Genomic DNA, 19,266 nt, shown 5'->3' with positions numbered 1-19,266 from the left:
ACTCTAATTAATGAATGGATTACTTCGGCTAAAACAGCTATTTTAAATGCAATAAGCACTTTGACAACACATGTAACAAACCAACATACAGCAACTAAGAATCATGTAACCTCTAAAGTAGATGGATTGCCTCAAAAGAGTGTATGGACAGATGCTAGAGGTGCTAAATTAGATAATCTTAATCAAAGTATGAGTACAACTCAGGCAAATATCACTACTGCAGTAAATTCTGCTAGAGATATTATTAAAAATCATATTACAGCAGAGACAAGTGGACTGAAAGTGTATCAACCACATGCAAGCAATGTGTTAGCTACCTTATGTACAGCTTATGCTTTTAGCAATGGTGCTCAGAGCTACATGGGAAGATTTATTGCTAAAAGGTCAGGTGTAATTAGAGTTTGTTTCCTAACTACAAATGGTACAGATAACTCAAGAATTACTGTTTACACCAATCCAGATGTACAGGCTACATTATCATCTAGTCATGGAATGAATAGCTCTTATACAAGTTGGGAAGGACTTCCCTTAAATACTAATATACATAATGTAGGCTCACCAACGTACATGACTATGAAAACAGTTATGGAGATTGGTCACAAAGCAGTGAATAATAATAAAAACTGTATATTTGATATGTATGTACATGAGGGACAATGTTTATATTTCTCAGGCTGGTATGTGGGAACAGCTACACTTAAAATTTTGGGAACGGAGGTTGTATTATGATTATTTATGTAAGTGATGAGAACACAGTATTATGGTCACACAGTGATAATTCGGTAAAAAGTCTTGAGGAGTATATGGATGATCCAAGATGTATTAGAGTTCCTGACGATATAGTTATTCCTATAGTGCCACAAGATGACTATATGTATAAGTTGGTATATCACCAAGAACTGCAGAGCGTGAATTTAGAAAGACTTGGTAAGAAACCATTAACAGAGAGAGCACTCATTGAAAGAACTCATGGATTATGCCTACAAAGTGGAGAAGATAGTCTAATGAGCATGGAATTGAGTTTAGATACAAATGGGAAGATAACAACTGCAGGTGATGATTCATTACTACTCATGGAGTTACTAACATCTATAGATGAAAAACTTAATCAGTTATTAAGCCAAAGGGCTTAAAATAATTCAAAGGAGGTATCACAATGATTGATACAGCACAATATCCAGTACAAGTAAGAGCAAATGCAAGATTAGTAGATGCAGGAAGAAAGAAAGTAGAAAAGTGTCCAGCTGCACAACAAACAGAGATTTGTGTAGTACTAGTTGCTGATTATGAATGGCAGTTAGAAGGAATAGGGGAAAAGGTTATTCCAGAAAAGTATCAAGAAGAAGTCAAAAAGGAACTTGGGTTAATAGAATAAAAGAATGATTTGAGAGCACCTGAGAAGGTGTATTTTTTATATTCAAAATTAAAGATGTGTGCTATAATAAGCAAGTAAAATAAAACCGTGCAGAGGGTGGCACGGGGGTTGTATGTTACCCTCCGGAGGGCTATGAAGTAGAGTTATTTACGACGTAGCAGGAAGGGGGTGCTATGATGGATGTACTAAAGATGATAAGTGTGATAGCATTGGTTATCTATCTTATGAGAAAAGACATTTTTGTTGCTAAAGTCAAGTTTAAAGCTGGACTTAAAGGCATAGAATTTGAAATGAGTGCAAAAGAAAAGAACTGTCCACCCGGAAAAGATGACAGTTCTAATCAATAATACAAATTAAGTAAGTTATTGATTTCATAGCCCCAAATATAAAACATTCAGGGAAGCATCAGTGTTGGTAGCACTGGTGCTTTTTTTATACCCATATTATAGCACAAACTTTATAAAAATAAACATTCAATTTAAAGCATCTCTTCAAGAAATGCTATTTTTGTGCCCATGACAGGCTTTGCCGATGAGCGAAAGGAGAATAGAAGGTGGAAAAATTTTTAGAATGGTTGTATGTATCTCTAAGCATAGGTGCTACATTTTTATTTGGAGCACTTGACAAACTTATAATTTTTTTGATTATATTATCAATTGTTGATTTTGGGTTGGGATTGAGAAAAGCCTATAGAGGGAAAAGTGATAAAACCCCAAATGGTGGATTGAGTTCTAAAGCTGCAGCTGAAGGATTAGAGAAAAAAGGAAATATGTTTATGGTCTTAATTGTAGCTAATGTATGTGACCAGATGTTTAATACAGCTGGAATGATTCGAACAGCAACACTTTGGTTTTATATTACAACAGAGGGTATTTCTATTATTGAAAATGCAGCTTTATTAGGAGTGAAAGTTCCTAAAGTTTTAGTGGATATTCTCGAAGTTAAAAATAGATTAGCAGATGAAGGGAAGGCAAATGAAAATGAGTAATTTAATAAAACAATGTAGAGATATAAAACAACTATCAGCACAGGCTCAAAAAGCTTGTGCTCTTTTTATGGAAGAATGCGAGAGGCAAAAGTTAAATGTGCTCATAGTAGAGACATTAAGAACTAGAGAAAGACAATATTATTTAGCATGCCAAGGTAGAACAGTAGCACAGGCAAAAGCTATGGGGGTACCTGCAACGTTTGCTGACAAATATGCTAATCCATCACAGAAGCAAGTTACTTGGACTTTAGATAGTAATCACTTAGATGGTATGGCTTTTGACTTCTGTAAGAATGTAAAAGGCCAAGAGTATAGTGATAAAACTTTCTTTAATAAGTGTGGAAAGATTGTATCTGACTTAGGATTAGAATGGGGAGGAGCTTTTGGAGACTCACCACATGTTCAAGTGCCTAAAGGTTGGAAAGAGCCGGTTATGAAAGAAGATGGAGAACTCAAAAAGGCAGTGACTAAAATCATTGATAGTGGGATACAGATAAATGATGCAAGCTGGAATAGGTTAGATAGAATTAATTTAAAGAATGTACCAGCACTTATTAGTAAGATAGGAATTAGACTGTTTGATGTAGGTGGATATGATCTTGCAGTAACTAAGATGGTAGAAGCTAAGATTATTAGTTCACCAGCTATCTGGAAAGATAAGAAGTATACAGAGAAGAATGTGAGAGATTTAATTGTTAAGGTAAGTAATTATTTAGGGTAGTCATTTTGGACTAACTTATTTTTATTGTCATAAAACGCTAAATAATATAAAATAATGTTATAAACATTTTAATTAGGGGGAAAATAGATGACAGCTCAAATAGGAGTAATAAACAAGAAATGTGTAGCATTAGCTACAGACAGCGCTGTAACAGTAGGATATGGTAAAAACATCAAAGCTTTCAATACAGCAGAAAAGCTTTTTACACTATCAAATAATGCACCTGTTGGAATTATGATTTACAATAATGCTGAATTTTTAGGTATACCTTGGGAAATCTTAATTAAAGAGTATAGAAAGAAGTGTTGTTCAAATAAGTACTCTAACTTGGTAGATTATGCTAATGATTTTTTTAAATTTGTTAATGAATACAATCAGTTTAATGTACTTGAAATAAGGCACTCTATTTTAAGAGTGGCACTGACACATTTAGAAATTATTTTAGATAGTACAAGCCGAATATTGAAAGAAATTACAGATGTTAATCCTAGCATTTTAAAAGAAATTATTTTAGATAATACAAATAAATATTCAAGTTTTATAGATAACCATTTAGGGGAATTTTATACTAATAATTCAAATGATATAATGGATTATTATATTGATTTTAAAAGTATTGTAACCAATAATATTAATATGGAGAAAATCCCGTTAGATGAAAAGGAATTGGATAGCATTATAAAATATATGATGAAAGCGACATTGAGTGATATATATTCTTCAAACAAAACAGGTATTGTAATAGCAGGATATGGTGAAGAAGAAATTTTTCCTAGTATCTATGAATATGAGATAGAACTTAAATTAGGAGATTATTTAAAGTATAAATTAATTGATTCAACAGAAATAGGATGCCAACTTGAACAAGATAAAAATGATGCAGCTATAATGACATTTGCACAAAGTGAAATGGCACATACTTTTCTAACAGGAATAAATCCAGAGTTACGTGGAAAACTTATAGAAAGTCTAAATGATATAATAGAACCATTAAGTATACGCTATAAAGAAGTATGTCAGCATATGAAGTTACAAAATGCAGAACTTAATGAAGAACAAGAACAGGCTATTGATACACTTGGGCAAAGTATATTACAGTCTGTCATTGAAGATTTTCAAGAAACTCAACAAGATAGACATATTGAACCTTTCATACAGATGGTAAAAACATTGGATAAGCAACAAATGGCTGAACTGGCAGAAACGTTGGTTAGTCTAACTTCTTTTAAACGAAAAATGAGTATGGACACTGAAACTGTAGGTGGTCCGATAGATGTTGCTATAATATCAAAAGGTGAAGGATTTATTTGGATTAAAAGAAAGGAATATTTTGAGTCTAAACTGAATAATCATTATTTTACAAAGGATTGTCAATATGTAAGGAGGGATTTTAATGATTAGATTTTCAGGTAATAAAGAAGAAAGTAAAGAATGTATAGGAATTATAGGTGAGATATATTATAGAAAGAATGAAGATTCAAAGAAGGAGAAGTTTAAAATTGTTAATATAGATGATAGTATCACTACCCAAAGTAAATGTCAAAATAATAAAGCTAAATATATGAATTAGTTATTTCAATAAAAATAAAGGCTAAGTCTTAAGACTTAGCCTTTATTTTTATTGAAATACTGATTTTATATAATATATATGATAAACTTTATGAAAATGCTCTCTATAAAAAATAGTGAGTATGGTGTAGTAATATATATTTATCGGTTTAATGCACTCAGCTTAAATTAAGTATTGTTGTTGCTAATGAATATTTTATAGATGCTAATTAGGAGAATGGTTATATGAAAAATTTTTATAAGGTAATATTTTTTGTTATTTTACTAATGTGTTTAGGATATCTTTATATTGTTTTTAGTCTGATGATCCCATATTTTGAGGAGTTTATAAATGGAAGCTATTTAATAGAAACTATAGATTTACCTACATATTCGAATGTTTTTGATTCGATATTTGATATACTAGGGATTTTAGTAACTGCATACTTTAGTTATTCTGTTTATAAATTATCATCTAATCAAGAGAAAGATAGTTATAATAGGGAAATAGCTTCAAGTGCTAATATTGCATATTATCAATTAAAGTTTGGAATTCTTTATTGCTTAAATCAAGTCCTAGAAGATAACAAATCAATTCTTAAAGATGGAGAATATGATTCTATTAATGGTAAGGTAAAGGCTAAAGAATATATATTAAATGCATTTAAAGGAACCTATCGGTTCACTAAATTAGAAGATACAAGGATGATATTACTAAATCTATCAGGGTATTATAGGTTTAAAACTAGAAGAATTAAAATAGCAAAATTAAAAGAGTATGGTAGGAATATATATTTAAATAAAGATACGCTTGTGATAAAAATACATAAACTTATACATATTTACAAACAAAGTACTTGTAATAAAAGGATTAGTAAAGGATTAGTAACACGTTTGCATGCATTAGGCAATGATATACTTACATTAAGTGAAGAAAATAAATTAAAAAAATTAAGCTATGTATTTAATGAACAGTTAATAGATATAAACTATGATGAAATTAAATTAATAGAAAAAAGAAGTGAAAAATGGGCATATATAATTCATGACATATATAATGATGAATGGAAACATCTAGATCCGTATTATCAAGAAATTATGAAAGAATTATTTAGACTAAGTAGTCCTAAATAATAAAAATATCATTTGAGAGTAGGTACTGTACCTACTCTTTTAGTTTATTTTATGTCTGATAAGTGGGATAATGAATAAAAAGGGTACAAAGAAGTACCAACAGATTATAAAGGGTAGGGCTTAGACTATAAATAATTTATTTGTATAAATAAATTTATGTGTGGCAATAATAGGTGTATCTTCTTTTATGAAGGGAGGCATAGCCTTGAATAACGGTAACAATGATTTGTTATTGCTATGTATCATGATGTTTATTGTGCTAGGTATTGTAGCGATGGCAAAAATGTAGAAAGACGAGATTGTAGAAAGATAACAGTGTTTCATATAGTACATAATACAGTACTATATGGAACCGGGAGGTTAGCACCCTCTCGGTTCCATATAGATATTATTAAATTAAATCATCATATCATTTGCATTAGGAATTAAAAAATAGGCCATACTCAAATAAAAAGGAGTGTGGCCTATTTTATGGATAAATTTAATTTGAGAAGAGTTTTAGTAATGAGTTACTTTGGAACGATACTTGTAATAACTGTTGCATTAGCTATAGCTCTAAATCTATAGTTGTATGACAAATGAAATTACTATATTATAATAGCTAGGAAGGGGAGATAATATGAAAAATAATAACAGATTTTTAGTATTTATCATGACATTATTACTAGCTACTACTACTTTATTTGGGGCAAATGTGCAACCGGCTAATATTATTAAATCAGTCGAAGTACATTTCATTGACACTGGTAATAGCGATGCTATTCTTATCAAAGATAATGGTAAAAATATGCTTATTGATGGTGCCGAGAACGATGATGAGAAGTCTTTGGTTGACTACTTAAAAGCTCAAGAAATTAAAAAACTTGACTACATAGTACTTACACATCCAGATGCAGATCACTGTGGTGCATTAGATGCCGTAATTAAAAACTTTGATATTGGTACAGTATTAATTGGAAATGGTAGTGCAGATACTAAGACTTATAAAGACTTTGTTCAGGCAGCTATAGATAAAAAACTACAGCCAAGTGTACCATTAGAGGATAAAGTATTTACATTAGGAAACGGTACATTCCAATTTTATAATACAAAAAGCCAAGCAAAAGATGTAAATGATAGAAGCCTAGTGATGTTTTATAAAAATGGTGAACATGAGTTTTTATTTACAGGTGATGCAGGTAAAGATGTGGAGAAATCTATCTTAGAAAAAATGGTAGATATTGATGTGTTGAAAGTAGGTCATCATGGTAGTAATACTTCTACTAGCCAAGAATTTTTAGATAAGATTAAGCCAGAGGTTGCTATAATTACTTGTGGAAAAGATAATAAATACGGTCATCCACATAAAGATGTATCAGAAAGGCTTAAATCTATTAAAACATATAGAACAGATTTGAATGGAAATATAGTTATCACTACAGATGGTAAAACACTTACGACATCAACACAAAAAGTAGACGGGAAAGCTACACAAGTATCTACAGTAACTAAAATAGATACTATTACCAATACTACAATAAGTAATACACCAGTGGTAACAAAGCCAATAACATCTGCTGATAGTACAGTAGTGTATATTACAAAAACAGGTAAAAAGTATCATAAAGGCACATGTAAAACATTAAAAAGTAAGATTGAAAGTACTGTAAAAGAGGCCAAAGCAAAAGGCTTAACAGCCTGCCAAGTATGCCTGCCTTAAATAAAAAAGACCTTAAAAAATTTTTAGGGTCTTTTTTTTTGTTTTGTTTCTACGATATCTGATAGCTAGTAATCAAGGTACTAATAGATTCAATAGAGTGAATCAACGCTTATGTTCAGTGATTGTAGAAATTATGTACCTTTATAATTCCAGGTAAGCTTGGAGCAGGTACGTAGTGTACGCCAGTTTGTTCACAATATGGGATATCAATACCACCAGGAGTAGAAGCAAGTTCAATGTAAACAGCTTCTTTTTTAAATAGATCAATATAAGAAGGATCTAAGAAAGGTACTGGAATGGTATTAAAGATGAAATCAAATTTCCATAAATGTTTTTTTAGTTCATCAAGTGGAACAGGAACGTAGTCATAAGAAGCAATAAAAGCTAGGTCAAGGGTCTTGCGGGCTTCAACATAAACACGTGCACCAATACCATGTAGTTTTTGTGCAAGAATCTTACCGCATCTTCCAAATCCTAAAACTAGGCATTTGCTATCATTTAAAGTGATTTCACTATTTTCCATAGCGTATTGTATAGCTCCTTCAGCTGTTGGAATGGCATTAAGAACAGCCACTTCATCCATTGAAAGAAGGTCTTTATATCTAAGGTTGCGCTCTTCTAAAAGCTTAATCATATCTTTTTTCAAAACGGATAAACATAAAAAGCTATCTTTTACGTTTTCCATAAACATTTCAACAGAAATACTTGTGTTACTTAGTGGTGTAAAAAGATTTTTCCCATCCCTTGTAAAAGGAATTGGACCAACAATATACTGACACTTGCTGATGTCTTCGAGAGAAGTTGCAAGATGTACATTCTTTGGCAAATCTGGATGTGTGATACCATAAACCCAAGTATCAAATCCTTTATCACAGAGTATTTTAGCAAGTCTAACGAAACGTAAATCTCCACCAACGATGGCTATAGAAATTATGCTCAAAGTATCTCCTCCTGCCTATTTATTAATGTCAGTAATATAACCTATGAATCTAAGCTTGGCATTGTGCCTGTATAGAAATAAAAAATGATTTCTTGTAATTGTGAAACAAATCTTTTAGAGTAATGAATAATACGCTTAATATTTTAGGCGTTAGAGTATCAATACCAATAAGAAAAGCAAGTTCTATAGTTATCAATAGAACTTGCTTTTTATTGTTTTAATTTTATTTACACTAGAGATATATTTAGACGTAATTTTATCTTCTTGAATATAACTTTTAATAATAAGGCATACATTACACAATTTATTAGGGCGTAATATAAGAAGAAATTTGACGTACTAAAGAATTAGCAATAGAGATAGCATCTAGCGTTTCATATTGGTCAGATGGATCTGCAGTTGATAAGTAGTCATTTGTTTTTTCAACTATATATGAAAGATATGAAGAGATAGTTAGTAAAGATTGTAATTTTGCTTTATTCGCTTCTGGATTGGTTGTCGTAGAAATAGTAAATAAATCAGATTTAATTTTAGTAAGTTGAGAGGAGTATATATCAAGTTGCTTTTTGTTATTTGAATGAGATACATCAATTAATATAACTATAAGTATTATGAGTTGAAGTTAGAGGATCTATACTTTAAAAAGAAAAAAGAACCTATAACATGATAGGTTCTTAGGAAGTAGAGGATAATGACTCATTAACTGTGTTAATAAGTTGTTCAGATAAATCTACAAATTTAAAGTAGTTTTTTAAAATTAATAACGTATCAAGAGAAGAGGAATTACAGCTAATGTCATCTAATTCTAATAAGGCACATTTAAGGAAATTGGTTGCATTAATTAGTAGCAATATTTCTTTTTGGTCAGGTGAATTGCTAGCTAATGAATCTGAGTAAGTGTTCATAGACTGAAGTAGATCATCTAGCTGCTTATTTATAAAATTAAATCCGATATTACACTTAGCTTTAGAATTTTTAGCGTTAAGGGCGTCAGATAATGAAGAAAGTTCTTTTTGTATTTGAGTTAATTTGCTAATATAGGTTTCTAGTACTTGTTTATGTGCATCATTAGATGTGGTTGAGGCATGGATAGATACAGAGAAGATAATCAAGCATAGAAATAAAGATAAGAATAGATGTTTAAATTTCATTTTAACAGAACTCCTTTTAATTTATATGTGTATTCTTGCGTCTTATTAAGCTGGTTAAATAGGAAAAGAAGAAAGACCTTGAGTTAAAAGAGAATTAGCGGAAAAGAAGGCTTTAAGCAACTTATATTCTATTTCATAATCTTCGGTTATCAAAAGTTCACTTAGAATAAGGTATAAGTCATTAAGTAGTCTAGTAGCTACAATAAGAGCTTCTGTACGAATTTTATCAATAGAGGAAAGGTTGCTATTTGTTGCATAATCAAATAACCTTGTGCTAAGATTTTTTATTTTTGAATTATAAATGGACAAACTATTTTGTAATGACGTTAATGATTCTCCTTTTTGATTAGAAATGTATAAAGATTGAGAGATGCCATTGAGTTGATTTTGGAGACTAGTAATTTCTTCATAGAAATTATTAAAATCATTAGTGGTATCTAGTGTAGAAGCCATTAAAAATAAGGGAATTAAAAGAATAGTTATGATTACTATAAACTTAGCTAAAGAATTTTTTTTCATAATACACCCCATATAAAAAAATCTTTTAATATAAGGATTAGCAATAACTAAAAAAATATGTAAGAACTAAATTGATTTAAGTTTTACTCAAATAGATAAGGGTTTAATTTTAAAGATGCTCATGATCATCTTCATAAATTTTAAGAGCTTTAGAATAAGAAAGGTATTCAAGCTTTTTCTCAATAAGATCATCTAGAGTAATGAGTGCATTTTTACCTTGATTAGGATAAAGAATATCTTTTTTTAGAGTCCAATCCTTAAATTTTCTATCTAATTGTTCTTGGTTGCGTTCTAAACACTCCTGGACAGTATTTAAAAGAACTTGAGTATTGGATTTTGAGTCCTCTTTATGGGAATCCTTTGGGATAATGCTAAACTCATATAATAAATCATCAATAATGACCCAATATTTATCCCCGTCAGTTTGAATATTTAAAGTATCATTGGCTAGAAGCTGTTCTAAATAATCAGCAGTAATGGCTAATACTTTTTTGTTTGTAGTTGTCTCAACCAATCCTTGCTTTGTATAGGTGGTATGGTGAGCATAAACCTTATTAATAGAGTGCTGAAAAGATTTTTGTTCATGGATCACAGATTTTTTGTTAGATGATGAAGTAGATAGGGTACGGTCATTTGTAATAGGCATATATTTGTCAATTTTCATTGTTCACCTCTGAATAAATAGGATTACTATTAATATCGGCTTATTGATGACCAAAGTAAATGTAAAATATACAAATAATAATAAGTGTACTATAATAAATGTAGAAGTTTTATTTGCTCATAGAATTTAAAGTTAAAGACATATAATACAGAGGATACAGATATGAAAGAATTATATACATTAAAAAAGAAAAAAAGTTTTGCATATGAAGGAACACTTGAAAGTGGTATGACCATTTTTTATGGAGAAAATCGTGAAGATTCTCTCTACATATCAGGCACTCAGTACGCTGACCTTATAGCTTATTTTAAGGGAAGAACCGTTCGAATTGGTGCAGGGCATGGTAAAGTAGAAACGGATAGTATGAGAGAATGGATTGTATCTCATATAGGAAAAGCGGGTATCGTAAGTTATATTGCAGCTATTTTAGTAGAAGAAGGCGTTGCAGAAAAAGTAGATATGACAAGTATTTATTTTAAATAGTAGAATCTAGTGCCCATAAGTCCCCTTACATGAAGTTGATAGGTACAACTTTATGTAAGGGGGCTTATTTTTATTGAGCAATAAAAAATAAAAGTAAATGACAAAATTTACCTTAAGAATATACACCTATATTAAGAATTTAGAATTTAAGTCCCTATATCTCCATTGATATAATTTTATTACAGATCAATGACTTATAAAAAGATAGACACTATAAGGAACGGTTTAAATTTTTAAGAATAGGGGGACGTTATGAAAAAATTTAAAGGCGTTGTAAAAAGATTAGCCATACTAATGGTGGGCGTAATGACAGTAACAAGCACACAGACTACTGTATTTGCCAGTGAAATGAATGCAGGAAGTTTTAATGATTTAGTAGGAACAAATGTAACTACACCCGCCAGTCTTACAATTAATGAGTTTGGTACCCAGTATACTACATCGGGCAGTTATATGATAAAAAAACCTGTCTTTACTGGTTCTGGCTTAGTAGAGGAACCTGTATCTTATGATGCAAGCCGAAGTATGATGGAGAGGATGTATGAGAAAGACTTAGCAGATGGTGGTACATCTTATTGGATGGACCGTGTACTTGAAAGGAAAGGCCAAGATCCAGAGGGAAATGATATCATGACTCGTGGACGTTCACTGTATATGTATGGACATAACCCAGGCGTATTAGGTTTTTCAGGTGGAACAGCCTATTGGCATGAGTTAGAAGGTGGCCAAGATGCTTATACCATTAGCTTATCAACAGGAGCAGTAAAAGAGCAGGTCTCCAAACGTTATCAATGCCCAAGTTATTGGTCAGGTGTTTTCACATCAGGTTCAATAGGTGTTGAGGAAACAAAGTTTATTACAAACGAGAATGTGGCGGTTACCTTATTAACTTTAACCAATACAGGCAAAGAGGATCAAGAAGTTGAAGTAACCGTTGAATCTCCTTATGTCAAAGCAACAGAAGGGGATGAACTAACAGGCATTGTAAAAGTAAAAAATGAACTTACAACCTTATATACTCAATTAAGTGGAGAAAATATGGATGCAAAAGAAGGTGTGCTTAAACAAACCCTTCAACTCGCACCAGGCCAATCTCAAACAATCAAAGTTGTGATGGGTTTTACAAGTAAAGAAAATCCTGAATCAACTGAAGAATATGAGACGTATAAAGGCTACACTTCTAGTGAAGCAAAATATGAACATATGAAAGCTTATAATAAATGGTGGGCGGATAATATTCCATACATTGATATCCCAAATGAAAATGTTAAAAAGGTTATTTATTATAGATGGTGGCTTAATCGCTTTAATATGTTAGATGCAAATATTCCGGGCAATGATTATCAATTCCCTGTATCAATTGAAGGTGTACTTGGATATAACAATGCCATTGTACTGACACAACCTTTACATATGCAAGATCTAAAATACTTAAGGACACCTTACTATGCTTATGGGGATTGGATATCAGCTGGAGAAGTTTCTCGTGATTCTTTATTTGTAGATAATCCAGGAAATCCTGATAACTGGAACAATAGCTATTGTCAGTATATTGGTGAAGCCGCTATGGATACTTATAAAGTACATGGTGGGCAAACCAAGATCCTAAATAACTTAGCAAGATACGCTGAGAAAGATGCGAAGGGGCAGTTAGACCGTTTTGATGTGAATGATGATTACTTAATTGAATATGATTGGGCCTCATTAACGGGGAATGATGCAGATGCTGTGGCATTCCACTACTTTGCAGACCGTGGAGATGTAACACAAACACGTACAGAAAGTGCATATGTTTATGGTAATGCCAAAGCTGCAGCACAAGCTTACGAATTACTAGGGAACACAGAAAAAGCAGATGAGATGTATGCATTAGCTGAAAATATTCGTCAATCTATTCTTACAAAGCTTTGGGATGAAGAAAGTCAAATGTTCTTGCAACGAGATGTAAAGACGGATACGTTTATCCCTTGGAAAGATACCAACAACTACTACCCAATGGCAGAGCCGGATTTGGTACCAGCTGGAGATGAGGCAGGTTATGAAGAGGCACTTAGATATTGGGCAGATAAAAATGAATTTCCTGTATTTCCATTTTTTACAGCAAATCAAGTAGATAAACAAGCTGCAACCCAAGCTGGGCAAGCGGGAAGTAATAACTTTGCCAACATTAATGCTTCAGGTGATTTTAGACTTTTCTCAAGAGCTATTAAAACCTATGATTCAGATTACATCAGCCCTGAAATGTATGAAATGTTAATAGAATGGGTAGCATGGGCACAGTGTATTGATGGGAATACGGATTACCTGGATAATAATGAGTTTTGGGCAAATTACAATGAAAATAGTGATACGATAGATTATCGTTCATGGATTCATCACAATATTTTAGGTAACTATACTTATGCGATAATCGAAGATTTTGCAGGTCTAACACCAAGACTTGATGAAAAAATAGAACTTCATCCTATTGACGTAGGTTGGGATCATTTTACAGTTAACAATTTAAGATATCATGACCAAGACTTAACCATTGTATGGGATGCAGTAGATGATGGGTTAGACTATTATGATGATGGATTAGAAGGCTATTCTATCTATTTAAATGGAGATGAAGTATTCCGCATAGATCAACTTGTTCATGTTATTTGGGATGCTACAACAGGAGAAGTAGAATTCCCAGACTTAGATGAAGAACTATTATTAGAAGAGGAGAACTTAGAGGAAGAAGGCGCTTCAGCCATAGGAGAGGCATCCGTATTATTTGCAAAAGGACGCAGTAGCCTAGATGAAACAACATCAGAAGAAGATGCAGATAAAGTAGAAGATGAAATAACACCCGAAGAAGGTAGTGAAGAAGCAGAAGGTGAAACAATCCCTGAAGAAGATAGTGAAGAAGTAGAAGACGAAACAATCCCTGAAGAAGATAGGGAAGAAGTAGAAGATGAAACAACACCCGAAGAAGATAGTGAAGAAGTAGAAGACGAAACAATCCCTGAAGAAGATAGGGAAGAGGTAGAAGATGAAACGACACCCGAAGAAGATAGGGAAGAAGTAGAAGATGAAACAATCCCCGAAGAAGCACTTGAACTTATAGAGTTAGTAGAAGCAGAAAGAAAAGCAAAACCACAAGTCATTGTGAATGAGCCAATGAATACGATGAAAGATGCTGCAAGTGTAGAATTAACAGAAGAAAGAGTTGTAGAGATGTTCCAAAAAGCAGCAGTTGATGTAACAGAGGATACAGGTAGCTGTAAGAATTTAGCACTTCAGGCAACACCATCTGCATCTTATATTGCACCTAAAACAAGACTAGACTATGCAGTTAATGGTTTTAGTGTAAGTGGTATTAACTCCAGTAAGAGTAAGTTTGTTGTAGATGTACCAATCTGGGGAACTAAAGGCTCAACCCATAGTGAAGAATGGTTTGAATTAGATTTTGGTAGTACACAAACAATGAATGACGTTAAACTTTATTTCTATAGTGATAAAAATGAAAATAATTACTGTGAGCCTTATATGTATTACTTAGAATACTGGGATGGTTCGAATTGGTCTGTTGTACCTGACCAATACAAGTCTCAGTTACAAGCCAATTACAACCATGTAGAGTTTCCGACTATTTCAACACAAAAATTACGTGTCGTGATGAAGGTGAAACCAGGTTATGCAGTTGGGTTAAAGGAAATCCAAGTATTTAATACACCTGTTGAAGCGCCAACAGCTGTTAATAAGACACCAGAAGTTGTTGCATATGAAGATCTTAATAATAGAAAAACATTGAGAACTGTACTGATAACAGAAGTAAAAGATGATGCTTTACCATCAGGTATCCTTACAACAAATTGGAGCAAAGTAGAAGGGCCTGGTGAAATAGCATTTGAAAGTAAGAATGTATTTGAAACCGTTGCAGACTTTACTGAAGAAGGTAAATATATCCTTGAAGTTGTAGTAAGTGATGGAGATCTTGAAACAGTTAAACGTATTGAAGTAGAAGCGATAGGAACACCTAATGAGGTGAATGTAGCATTAGAAGCTACACCATCTACGTCCTACTGTTCACCATGGGAAAGGGTATCAGCTGTTAATGATGGTAAAGATCCTCTTAACTCCACAGGGGCTGGCCAATACGGTAACTGGGCTGTAAGTGGTGCATCTCAATGGGTACAATATACATGGGCAGAGCCTGTAGTGATAAGTAAAACAGAAATGTTCTGGTTCTATGATGGTGGAGGAATCTTACTTCCTAAAGCTTATGTCTATGAATACAAAGATATGGAAACAGGTGAGTGGAAACCAGTACCTCATGCAGAAGGGTATAGTATTTCAAGAGGTAAATACAATACAACAACTTTTGAACCTGTAGTAACCAATGCAATGCGCGTTGTAATCTATAAACCAGATACAGCTTGGACTGGAATTTCTGAATGGAGAGTATTTGCAACACCTGTTGAAAAAATGCCTTCATTTAAAGTGACAACTTTAGTAGGTGAACAACCTAAACTTCCAGAAACAGTTGAGATGACCTTAGGGAATGGACTTAAACATACAGCAAAAGTAACATGGCCAGAAATAAGTGAAGATAAATTATCTAAAGATGGTAGCTTTAATATTAAAGGTAGTGTACTAGGAAGCAATAAACTTGTAGATGCAACAGTCTATGTAAGAACACATAATAATGTGATGGCAAATACCATTGAGACAGTAAATATTACAGTACCAGTTGGTGGAACTTTAGAGCTTCCTCAACATGTAGAAGTACTTTATAATGACGGTTCACGAGATAATGTAAGTAATCAGGTTGTTTGGGATGCATATGATGAAGAAAAATTGATGACATCTGGAACATTTGAGGTAGCAGGAACTGTTCACTTTACCATAGCAGGTGAGGCGATCACACCACTTAAGGCAAAAGCTGTTATCACAGTTCAGGCACAGACACCAGATCCAGACCCAACACCAGATCCAGATCCAACGCCAGATCCAGACCCAACGCCAGATCCAGACCCAACGCCAGATCCAGACCCAACACCGGATCCAGATCCAACACCGGATCCAGATCCAACACCGGATCCAGATCCAACACCAGATCCAGAAGAACCTTCTATATCTCGACCAAGTAGTAAGCCAAATAAAACACAAACTTCTACAAGTAAAGTCGTTCAAAGTGTAGGGCGACATTATACTGTAACCCTTAATGAGAAGTCTGTTGAACAGCTTAAAGGTGAAAATATAGGTAGTCTAATTCAATTAGAATTAGTAGAGATGGAAGAAGGCTTTAAGCTTCAACTTAAGAAAGATGGCCGTATGGTTTATTCCTTTGCAAAATCTATTATTGTAGAAATTAAAGCAAATGATGTGAATATAGATTTAGCAAATAGTGTGTGTGTTCAAGAGAATAGGACTATTGCCTTAAGTCTTTATAATCCATCTACTCAAACAATGAAGGTTGTGCTTAAAGATCTTCAACCTATCGTATTTAAAGAAAAGGTAGATTTTGTATTTACAGATTTAGAGACATTAGACGAAAAAGAGGCAATTGATGAGTTAGCTGCTAGAGGTGTTGTTACAGGTTTAACAATAACAACCTTTGCACCAGCAAATCATGTAACAAGAGAGCAGTTCTTGACGATGCTTCATAGAATCTTCCAGTTTGATATAACAGGCAAAACAGTCAACTTTACAGATGTAAGCGAGGAACATTGGGCTTATGAAGCCATTGTAGCAGCTAAAGCTCAAGGGATTATCAATGGAAAGTCACAAACACAATTTGGTTTAGGTGATACCATTACAAAACAAGAAATGGCTGTTATGGTCTATAATACATTAGTATGTTTTGATCAGACCCTATTTGATGAAAAACAAGTAGAAGCTTATCAAGATGAAACAGCTATTGCAGATTATGCAAAAGAAGCTGTGCAGAAATTAAAAGGACTTGGTATTTTAGAAGGAGATTGCTTTAATCCTACTCAAGTCGTAACAAGGGCAGAAGCTTGTAGTATACTTTACAAGATGATAGAACAACTTAAATAATTACTTTAAACTGTTGCATCTCTAAGAATAGGGATGCAACAGTTTTTATTTGGTATAGGGGTAGATGGTCTTAGAAAGACAGTAATGTTGCATAATGTTAAATAAAAATCAAATATCTATTTTGTGAAAAATATTATAAAATAATTGAAAAATTACAAATCTAAGGCTACAATAAATAAAGTAGGGGGAAACGGACTTGAAGAGAAAAACTATAAAAAAATCTTATGTAAAAGCGTATCATAACTGGAAGATACAAACTAAGATGTTTTTTGCTTTTGTTATTGGAGTAGTGATTCCAATCTGGGGGATTATAAGTATTTCGTACAATATCAACGCCAATAATATGACACGGCAGATTAATGAATTAGCTGTACAAAATTTAAGGCAGATGGCGGAACGTGTCAAACTTACTCTAGATACTTATAATACTATACTCCTTCAGATTAATGCAGATGATGAAGTTATTGAGTATATTGGGCGTTACAACAGTAATGAACCTAATAGTAAAGCTGTAGCCTATAACTATATTAACAATAGGCTTAAGCAGTATAATCATTCAGATTTAGGAATGAGAAGTATAAGTATTATCTCTAATGAGGGCGGGCCTGTTATTTATGACTATCAGACAGGTTCTGCTGTCAGCAATGTATGGAGAGGCTTAAATATTTATGAACAAGCCCCTTATTTAAATGCGAAAGATAAGGTAGGGATTATTTTAACCCCAACCGAGAAGTATGATGATAATGGTAAACCAGTCTATTTATTTCATCTTTCTAAACAGATCTTTGACCTTAATGATTTAAACAAAGGTGCCATTGGGACGGCTATTATTAGTATTGATTCAAGTATTCTCAATACCATTTGTAGTGAAGGTGAAAGGGGAGCGGGCGAAGTCAGCCATCGTATTCATTTTATTGTAGATCCCACAGGGCGAGTGGTCTCCTACCCTAACTTAGATTTTAATGGTTATCAGATGGATGCTGAAAAGGATATTGAAGCACTGGTACAATCTAGTGGCTATTTTGAAAAACAGGATATGGTTGTGAATGCTTATGTAGATCAAACAACAGGTTGGACCTACTATAATGTCTACGACAAAGATTATGTTTTAAAAGATGTAAAAAGATCTCAAAGTATATATGTAATTATGGGATTTATAGGATTATTATTTGCAGGCGGGTTAATTACAATTGCTGTTAAACAGATTGATAAGTCTATTAAAAATGTAGTGAAGGGTATGGAACAAGTTCAAGAAGGCAATTTAGAAGTTGTTGTACCTGTAGAGAGTGAGGATGAAATTGGTCATATTGCTCAAACCTTTAATATTATGACCACAAAAGTTAAGGACTTGATAGAAGCGGTGAAAATAGCTACAGATAAACAAAAGAATGCTGAAATCCGTGCATTAGAAGCTCAAATTAATCCCCATTTTTTATATAATACCTTAGACTCGATTAACTGGATGGCCATTGAAAAAGATGAATATGAAATCAGTACGATGATCAGAAATCTAGGGGTTATTTTACGCTATAGTGTGAATAAAAGTAATCAGATGGTGACCATTGAAGGTGTTGTAGATTGGTTAGAGAAATATTTAAGCTTACAAAAAATGCGTTTTAATAATGTTTTTGAATGGGTGCTCAACATAGAAGAAGAAACAAAACAAGTGAAGATTCATAAATTATTGCTCCAACCTTTTGTGGAAAATACTATTATCCATGGGTTTAAAGGCATAGAACAAGGGGGCGTACTACATATTGATATTTTAATGAGTAAGACGCGCAAAACCATCCAAATCATTATAGAAGATAATGGACATGGCATGTCCAAGGAGCAAGTGGACTTATATAACAATATTGAAGAAATGATTAAAGATAAACAAGAAGGTATAGGGGTACAAAATGCTTTTTCAAGAATGTATATGTATTATGGCAATAAGGCAAGTTGGAATGTAAAGAGTATACCAGATATGGGTACAGTCATTGTATTAGAACTTCCTTTTGAAGAGGTGTAG

Annotated in this window: 17 protein-coding genes; 13 read left to right on the top strand and 4 right to left on the bottom strand. The window is 32.9% G+C overall.

The window, feature by feature from the left end:
* From PBV87_RS00270 to PBV87_RS00225, 10 genes are all read left to right on the top strand, one after another.
* Positions 1 to 729 (top strand): hypothetical protein (locus PBV87_RS00270; protein WP_271010713.1); only part of this gene is annotated, 729 nt, incomplete at its 5' end.
* The gene (locus PBV87_RS00265; RefSeq protein WP_271010712.1) at positions 726 to 1,133 is read left to right on the top strand and encodes a hypothetical protein; all 408 of its coding nucleotides are present in this window, start codon (positions 726 to 728) and stop codon (positions 1,131 to 1,133) included. The genes PBV87_RS00270 and PBV87_RS00265, both read left to right, overlap by 4 nt.
* A 23-nt stretch (positions 1,134 to 1,156) precedes the next feature.
* Positions 1,157 to 1,375: a hypothetical protein gene (locus PBV87_RS00260; protein ID WP_271010711.1), complete on the top strand. Its 219-nt coding sequence runs from the start codon at positions 1,157 to 1,159 to the stop codon at positions 1,373 to 1,375.
* A gap of 176 nt (positions 1,376 to 1,551) precedes the next feature.
* On the top strand, positions 1,552 to 1,722 hold the full coding sequence (locus PBV87_RS00255; protein ID WP_271010710.1) for a hypothetical protein: 171 nt from the start codon (positions 1,552 to 1,554) through the stop codon (positions 1,720 to 1,722).
* A gap of 206 nt (positions 1,723 to 1,928) precedes the next feature.
* On the top strand, positions 1,929 to 2,363 hold the full coding sequence (locus tag PBV87_RS00250) for a phage holin family protein (RefSeq protein ID WP_271010709.1): 435 nt from the start codon (positions 1,929 to 1,931) through the stop codon (positions 2,361 to 2,363).
* Positions 2,356 to 3,084: a M15 family metallopeptidase gene (locus PBV87_RS00245; protein ID WP_271010708.1), complete on the top strand. Its 729-nt coding sequence runs from the start codon at positions 2,356 to 2,358 to the stop codon at positions 3,082 to 3,084. The genes PBV87_RS00250 and PBV87_RS00245 overlap by 8 nt, the downstream gene beginning before the upstream one ends.
* 87 nt (positions 3,085 to 3,171) lie before the next feature.
* A complete protein-coding gene (locus tag PBV87_RS00240; protein ID WP_271010707.1) occupies positions 3,172 to 4,485 on the top strand; it encodes a hypothetical protein in 1,314 nt (437 codons plus the stop codon).
* Positions 4,478 to 4,654 (top strand): hypothetical protein, encoded by a 177-nt coding sequence (locus tag PBV87_RS00235; RefSeq protein WP_271010706.1) that lies wholly within the window; start codon positions 4,478 to 4,480, stop codon positions 4,652 to 4,654. Before PBV87_RS00240 ends, PBV87_RS00235 begins: the two co-directional genes overlap by 8 nt.
* 224 nt (positions 4,655 to 4,878) lie before the next feature.
* Positions 4,879 to 5,766 (top strand): hypothetical protein, encoded by an 888-nt coding sequence (locus PBV87_RS00230; RefSeq protein ID WP_271010705.1) that lies wholly within the window; start codon positions 4,879 to 4,881, stop codon positions 5,764 to 5,766.
* A 619-nt stretch (positions 5,767 to 6,385) separates the two neighbouring features.
* Positions 6,386 to 7,465, top strand: a complete 1,080-nt coding sequence (locus PBV87_RS00225) for a ComEC/Rec2 family competence protein (RefSeq protein ID WP_271010704.1) — start codon at positions 6,386 to 6,388, stop codon at positions 7,463 to 7,465.
* A 115-nt stretch (positions 7,466 to 7,580) separates the two neighbouring features.
* Here PBV87_RS00225 and PBV87_RS00220 read toward each other — a convergent pair whose 3' ends face one another.
* From PBV87_RS00220 to PBV87_RS00205, 4 genes are all read right to left on the bottom strand, one after another.
* Positions 7,581 to 8,405: a dipicolinate synthase subunit DpsA gene (locus PBV87_RS00220; RefSeq protein ID WP_271010703.1), complete on the bottom strand. Its 825-nt coding sequence runs from the start codon at positions 8,403 to 8,405 to the stop codon at positions 7,581 to 7,583.
* A 674-nt stretch (positions 8,406 to 9,079) separates the two neighbouring features.
* A complete protein-coding gene (locus tag PBV87_RS00215) occupies positions 9,080 to 9,556 on the bottom strand; it encodes a hypothetical protein (RefSeq protein ID WP_271010702.1) in 477 nt (158 codons plus the stop codon).
* A 54-nt stretch (positions 9,557 to 9,610) separates the two neighbouring features.
* The gene (locus PBV87_RS00210; RefSeq protein WP_271010701.1) at positions 9,611 to 10,075 is read right to left on the bottom strand and encodes a hypothetical protein; all 465 of its coding nucleotides are present in this window, start codon (positions 10,073 to 10,075) and stop codon (positions 9,611 to 9,613) included.
* A gap of 109 nt (positions 10,076 to 10,184) precedes the next feature.
* Complete coding sequence (locus PBV87_RS00205) at positions 10,185 to 10,739, bottom strand: hypothetical protein (RefSeq protein WP_271010700.1); 555 nt, start codon at positions 10,737 to 10,739, stop codon at positions 10,185 to 10,187.
* A gap of 162 nt (positions 10,740 to 10,901) precedes the next feature.
* Here PBV87_RS00205 and PBV87_RS00200 point away from each other — a divergent pair, with 162 nt between their 5' ends.
* From PBV87_RS00200 to PBV87_RS00190, 3 genes are all read left to right on the top strand, one after another.
* Positions 10,902 to 11,222 (top strand): hypothetical protein, encoded by a 321-nt coding sequence (locus PBV87_RS00200; RefSeq protein ID WP_053983718.1) that lies wholly within the window; start codon positions 10,902 to 10,904, stop codon positions 11,220 to 11,222.
* A gap of 252 nt (positions 11,223 to 11,474) precedes the next feature.
* On the top strand, positions 11,475 to 17,252 hold the full coding sequence (locus tag PBV87_RS00195; protein ID WP_271010699.1) for an Ig-like domain-containing protein: 5,778 nt from the start codon (positions 11,475 to 11,477) through the stop codon (positions 17,250 to 17,252).
* A 196-nt stretch (positions 17,253 to 17,448) separates the two neighbouring features.
* Positions 17,449 to 19,266: a cache domain-containing sensor histidine kinase gene (locus PBV87_RS00190; RefSeq protein WP_271010698.1), complete on the top strand. Its 1,818-nt coding sequence runs from the start codon at positions 17,449 to 17,451 to the stop codon at positions 19,264 to 19,266.

Origin of the sequence: Holtiella tumoricola, assembly GCF_027857615.1 — a bacterium.
Classification (GTDB): Bacteria; Bacillota; Clostridia; order Lachnospirales; family Cellulosilyticaceae; genus Holtiella; species Holtiella tumoricola.
This window is presented reverse-complemented; position numbering and strand designations above follow the sequence as displayed.

Bases quoted from the DNA above. Each gene is read 5' to 3' on its own strand.
- PBV87_RS00265 (WP_271010712.1), top strand. From the start codon at position 726: ATGATTATTTATGTAAGTGATGAGAACACAGTATTATGGTCACACAGT.
- PBV87_RS00260 (WP_271010711.1), top strand. From the start codon at position 1,157: ATGATTGATACAGCACAATATCCAGTACAAGTAAGAGCAAATGCAAGA.
- PBV87_RS00255 (WP_271010710.1), top strand. From the start codon at position 1,552: ATGGATGTACTAAAGATGATAAGTGTGATAGCATTGGTTATCTATCTT.
- PBV87_RS00245 (WP_271010708.1), top strand. From the start codon at position 2,356: ATGAGTAATTTAATAAAACAATGTAGAGATATAAAACAACTATCAGCA.
- PBV87_RS00240 (WP_271010707.1), top strand. From the start codon at position 3,172: ATGACAGCTCAAATAGGAGTAATAAACAAGAAATGTGTAGCATTAGCT.
- PBV87_RS00235 (WP_271010706.1), top strand. From the start codon at position 4,478: ATGATTAGATTTTCAGGTAATAAAGAAGAAAGTAAAGAATGTATAGGA.
- PBV87_RS00230 (WP_271010705.1), top strand. From the start codon at position 4,879: ATGAAAAATTTTTATAAGGTAATATTTTTTGTTATTTTACTAATGTGT.
- PBV87_RS00225 (WP_271010704.1), top strand. From the start codon at position 6,386: ATGAAAAATAATAACAGATTTTTAGTATTTATCATGACATTATTACTA.
- PBV87_RS00215 (WP_271010702.1), bottom strand. From the start codon at position 9,556: ATGAAATTTAAACATCTATTCTTATCTTTATTTCTATGCTTGATTATC.
- PBV87_RS00210 (WP_271010701.1), bottom strand. From the start codon at position 10,075: ATGAAAAAAAATTCTTTAGCTAAGTTTATAGTAATCATAACTATTCTT.
- PBV87_RS00205 (WP_271010700.1), bottom strand. From the start codon at position 10,739: ATGAAAATTGACAAATATATGCCTATTACAAATGACCGTACCCTATCT.
- PBV87_RS00200 (WP_053983718.1), top strand. From the start codon at position 10,902: ATGAAAGAATTATATACATTAAAAAAGAAAAAAAGTTTTGCATATGAA.
- PBV87_RS00195 (WP_271010699.1), top strand. From the start codon at position 11,475: ATGAAAAAATTTAAAGGCGTTGTAAAAAGATTAGCCATACTAATGGTG.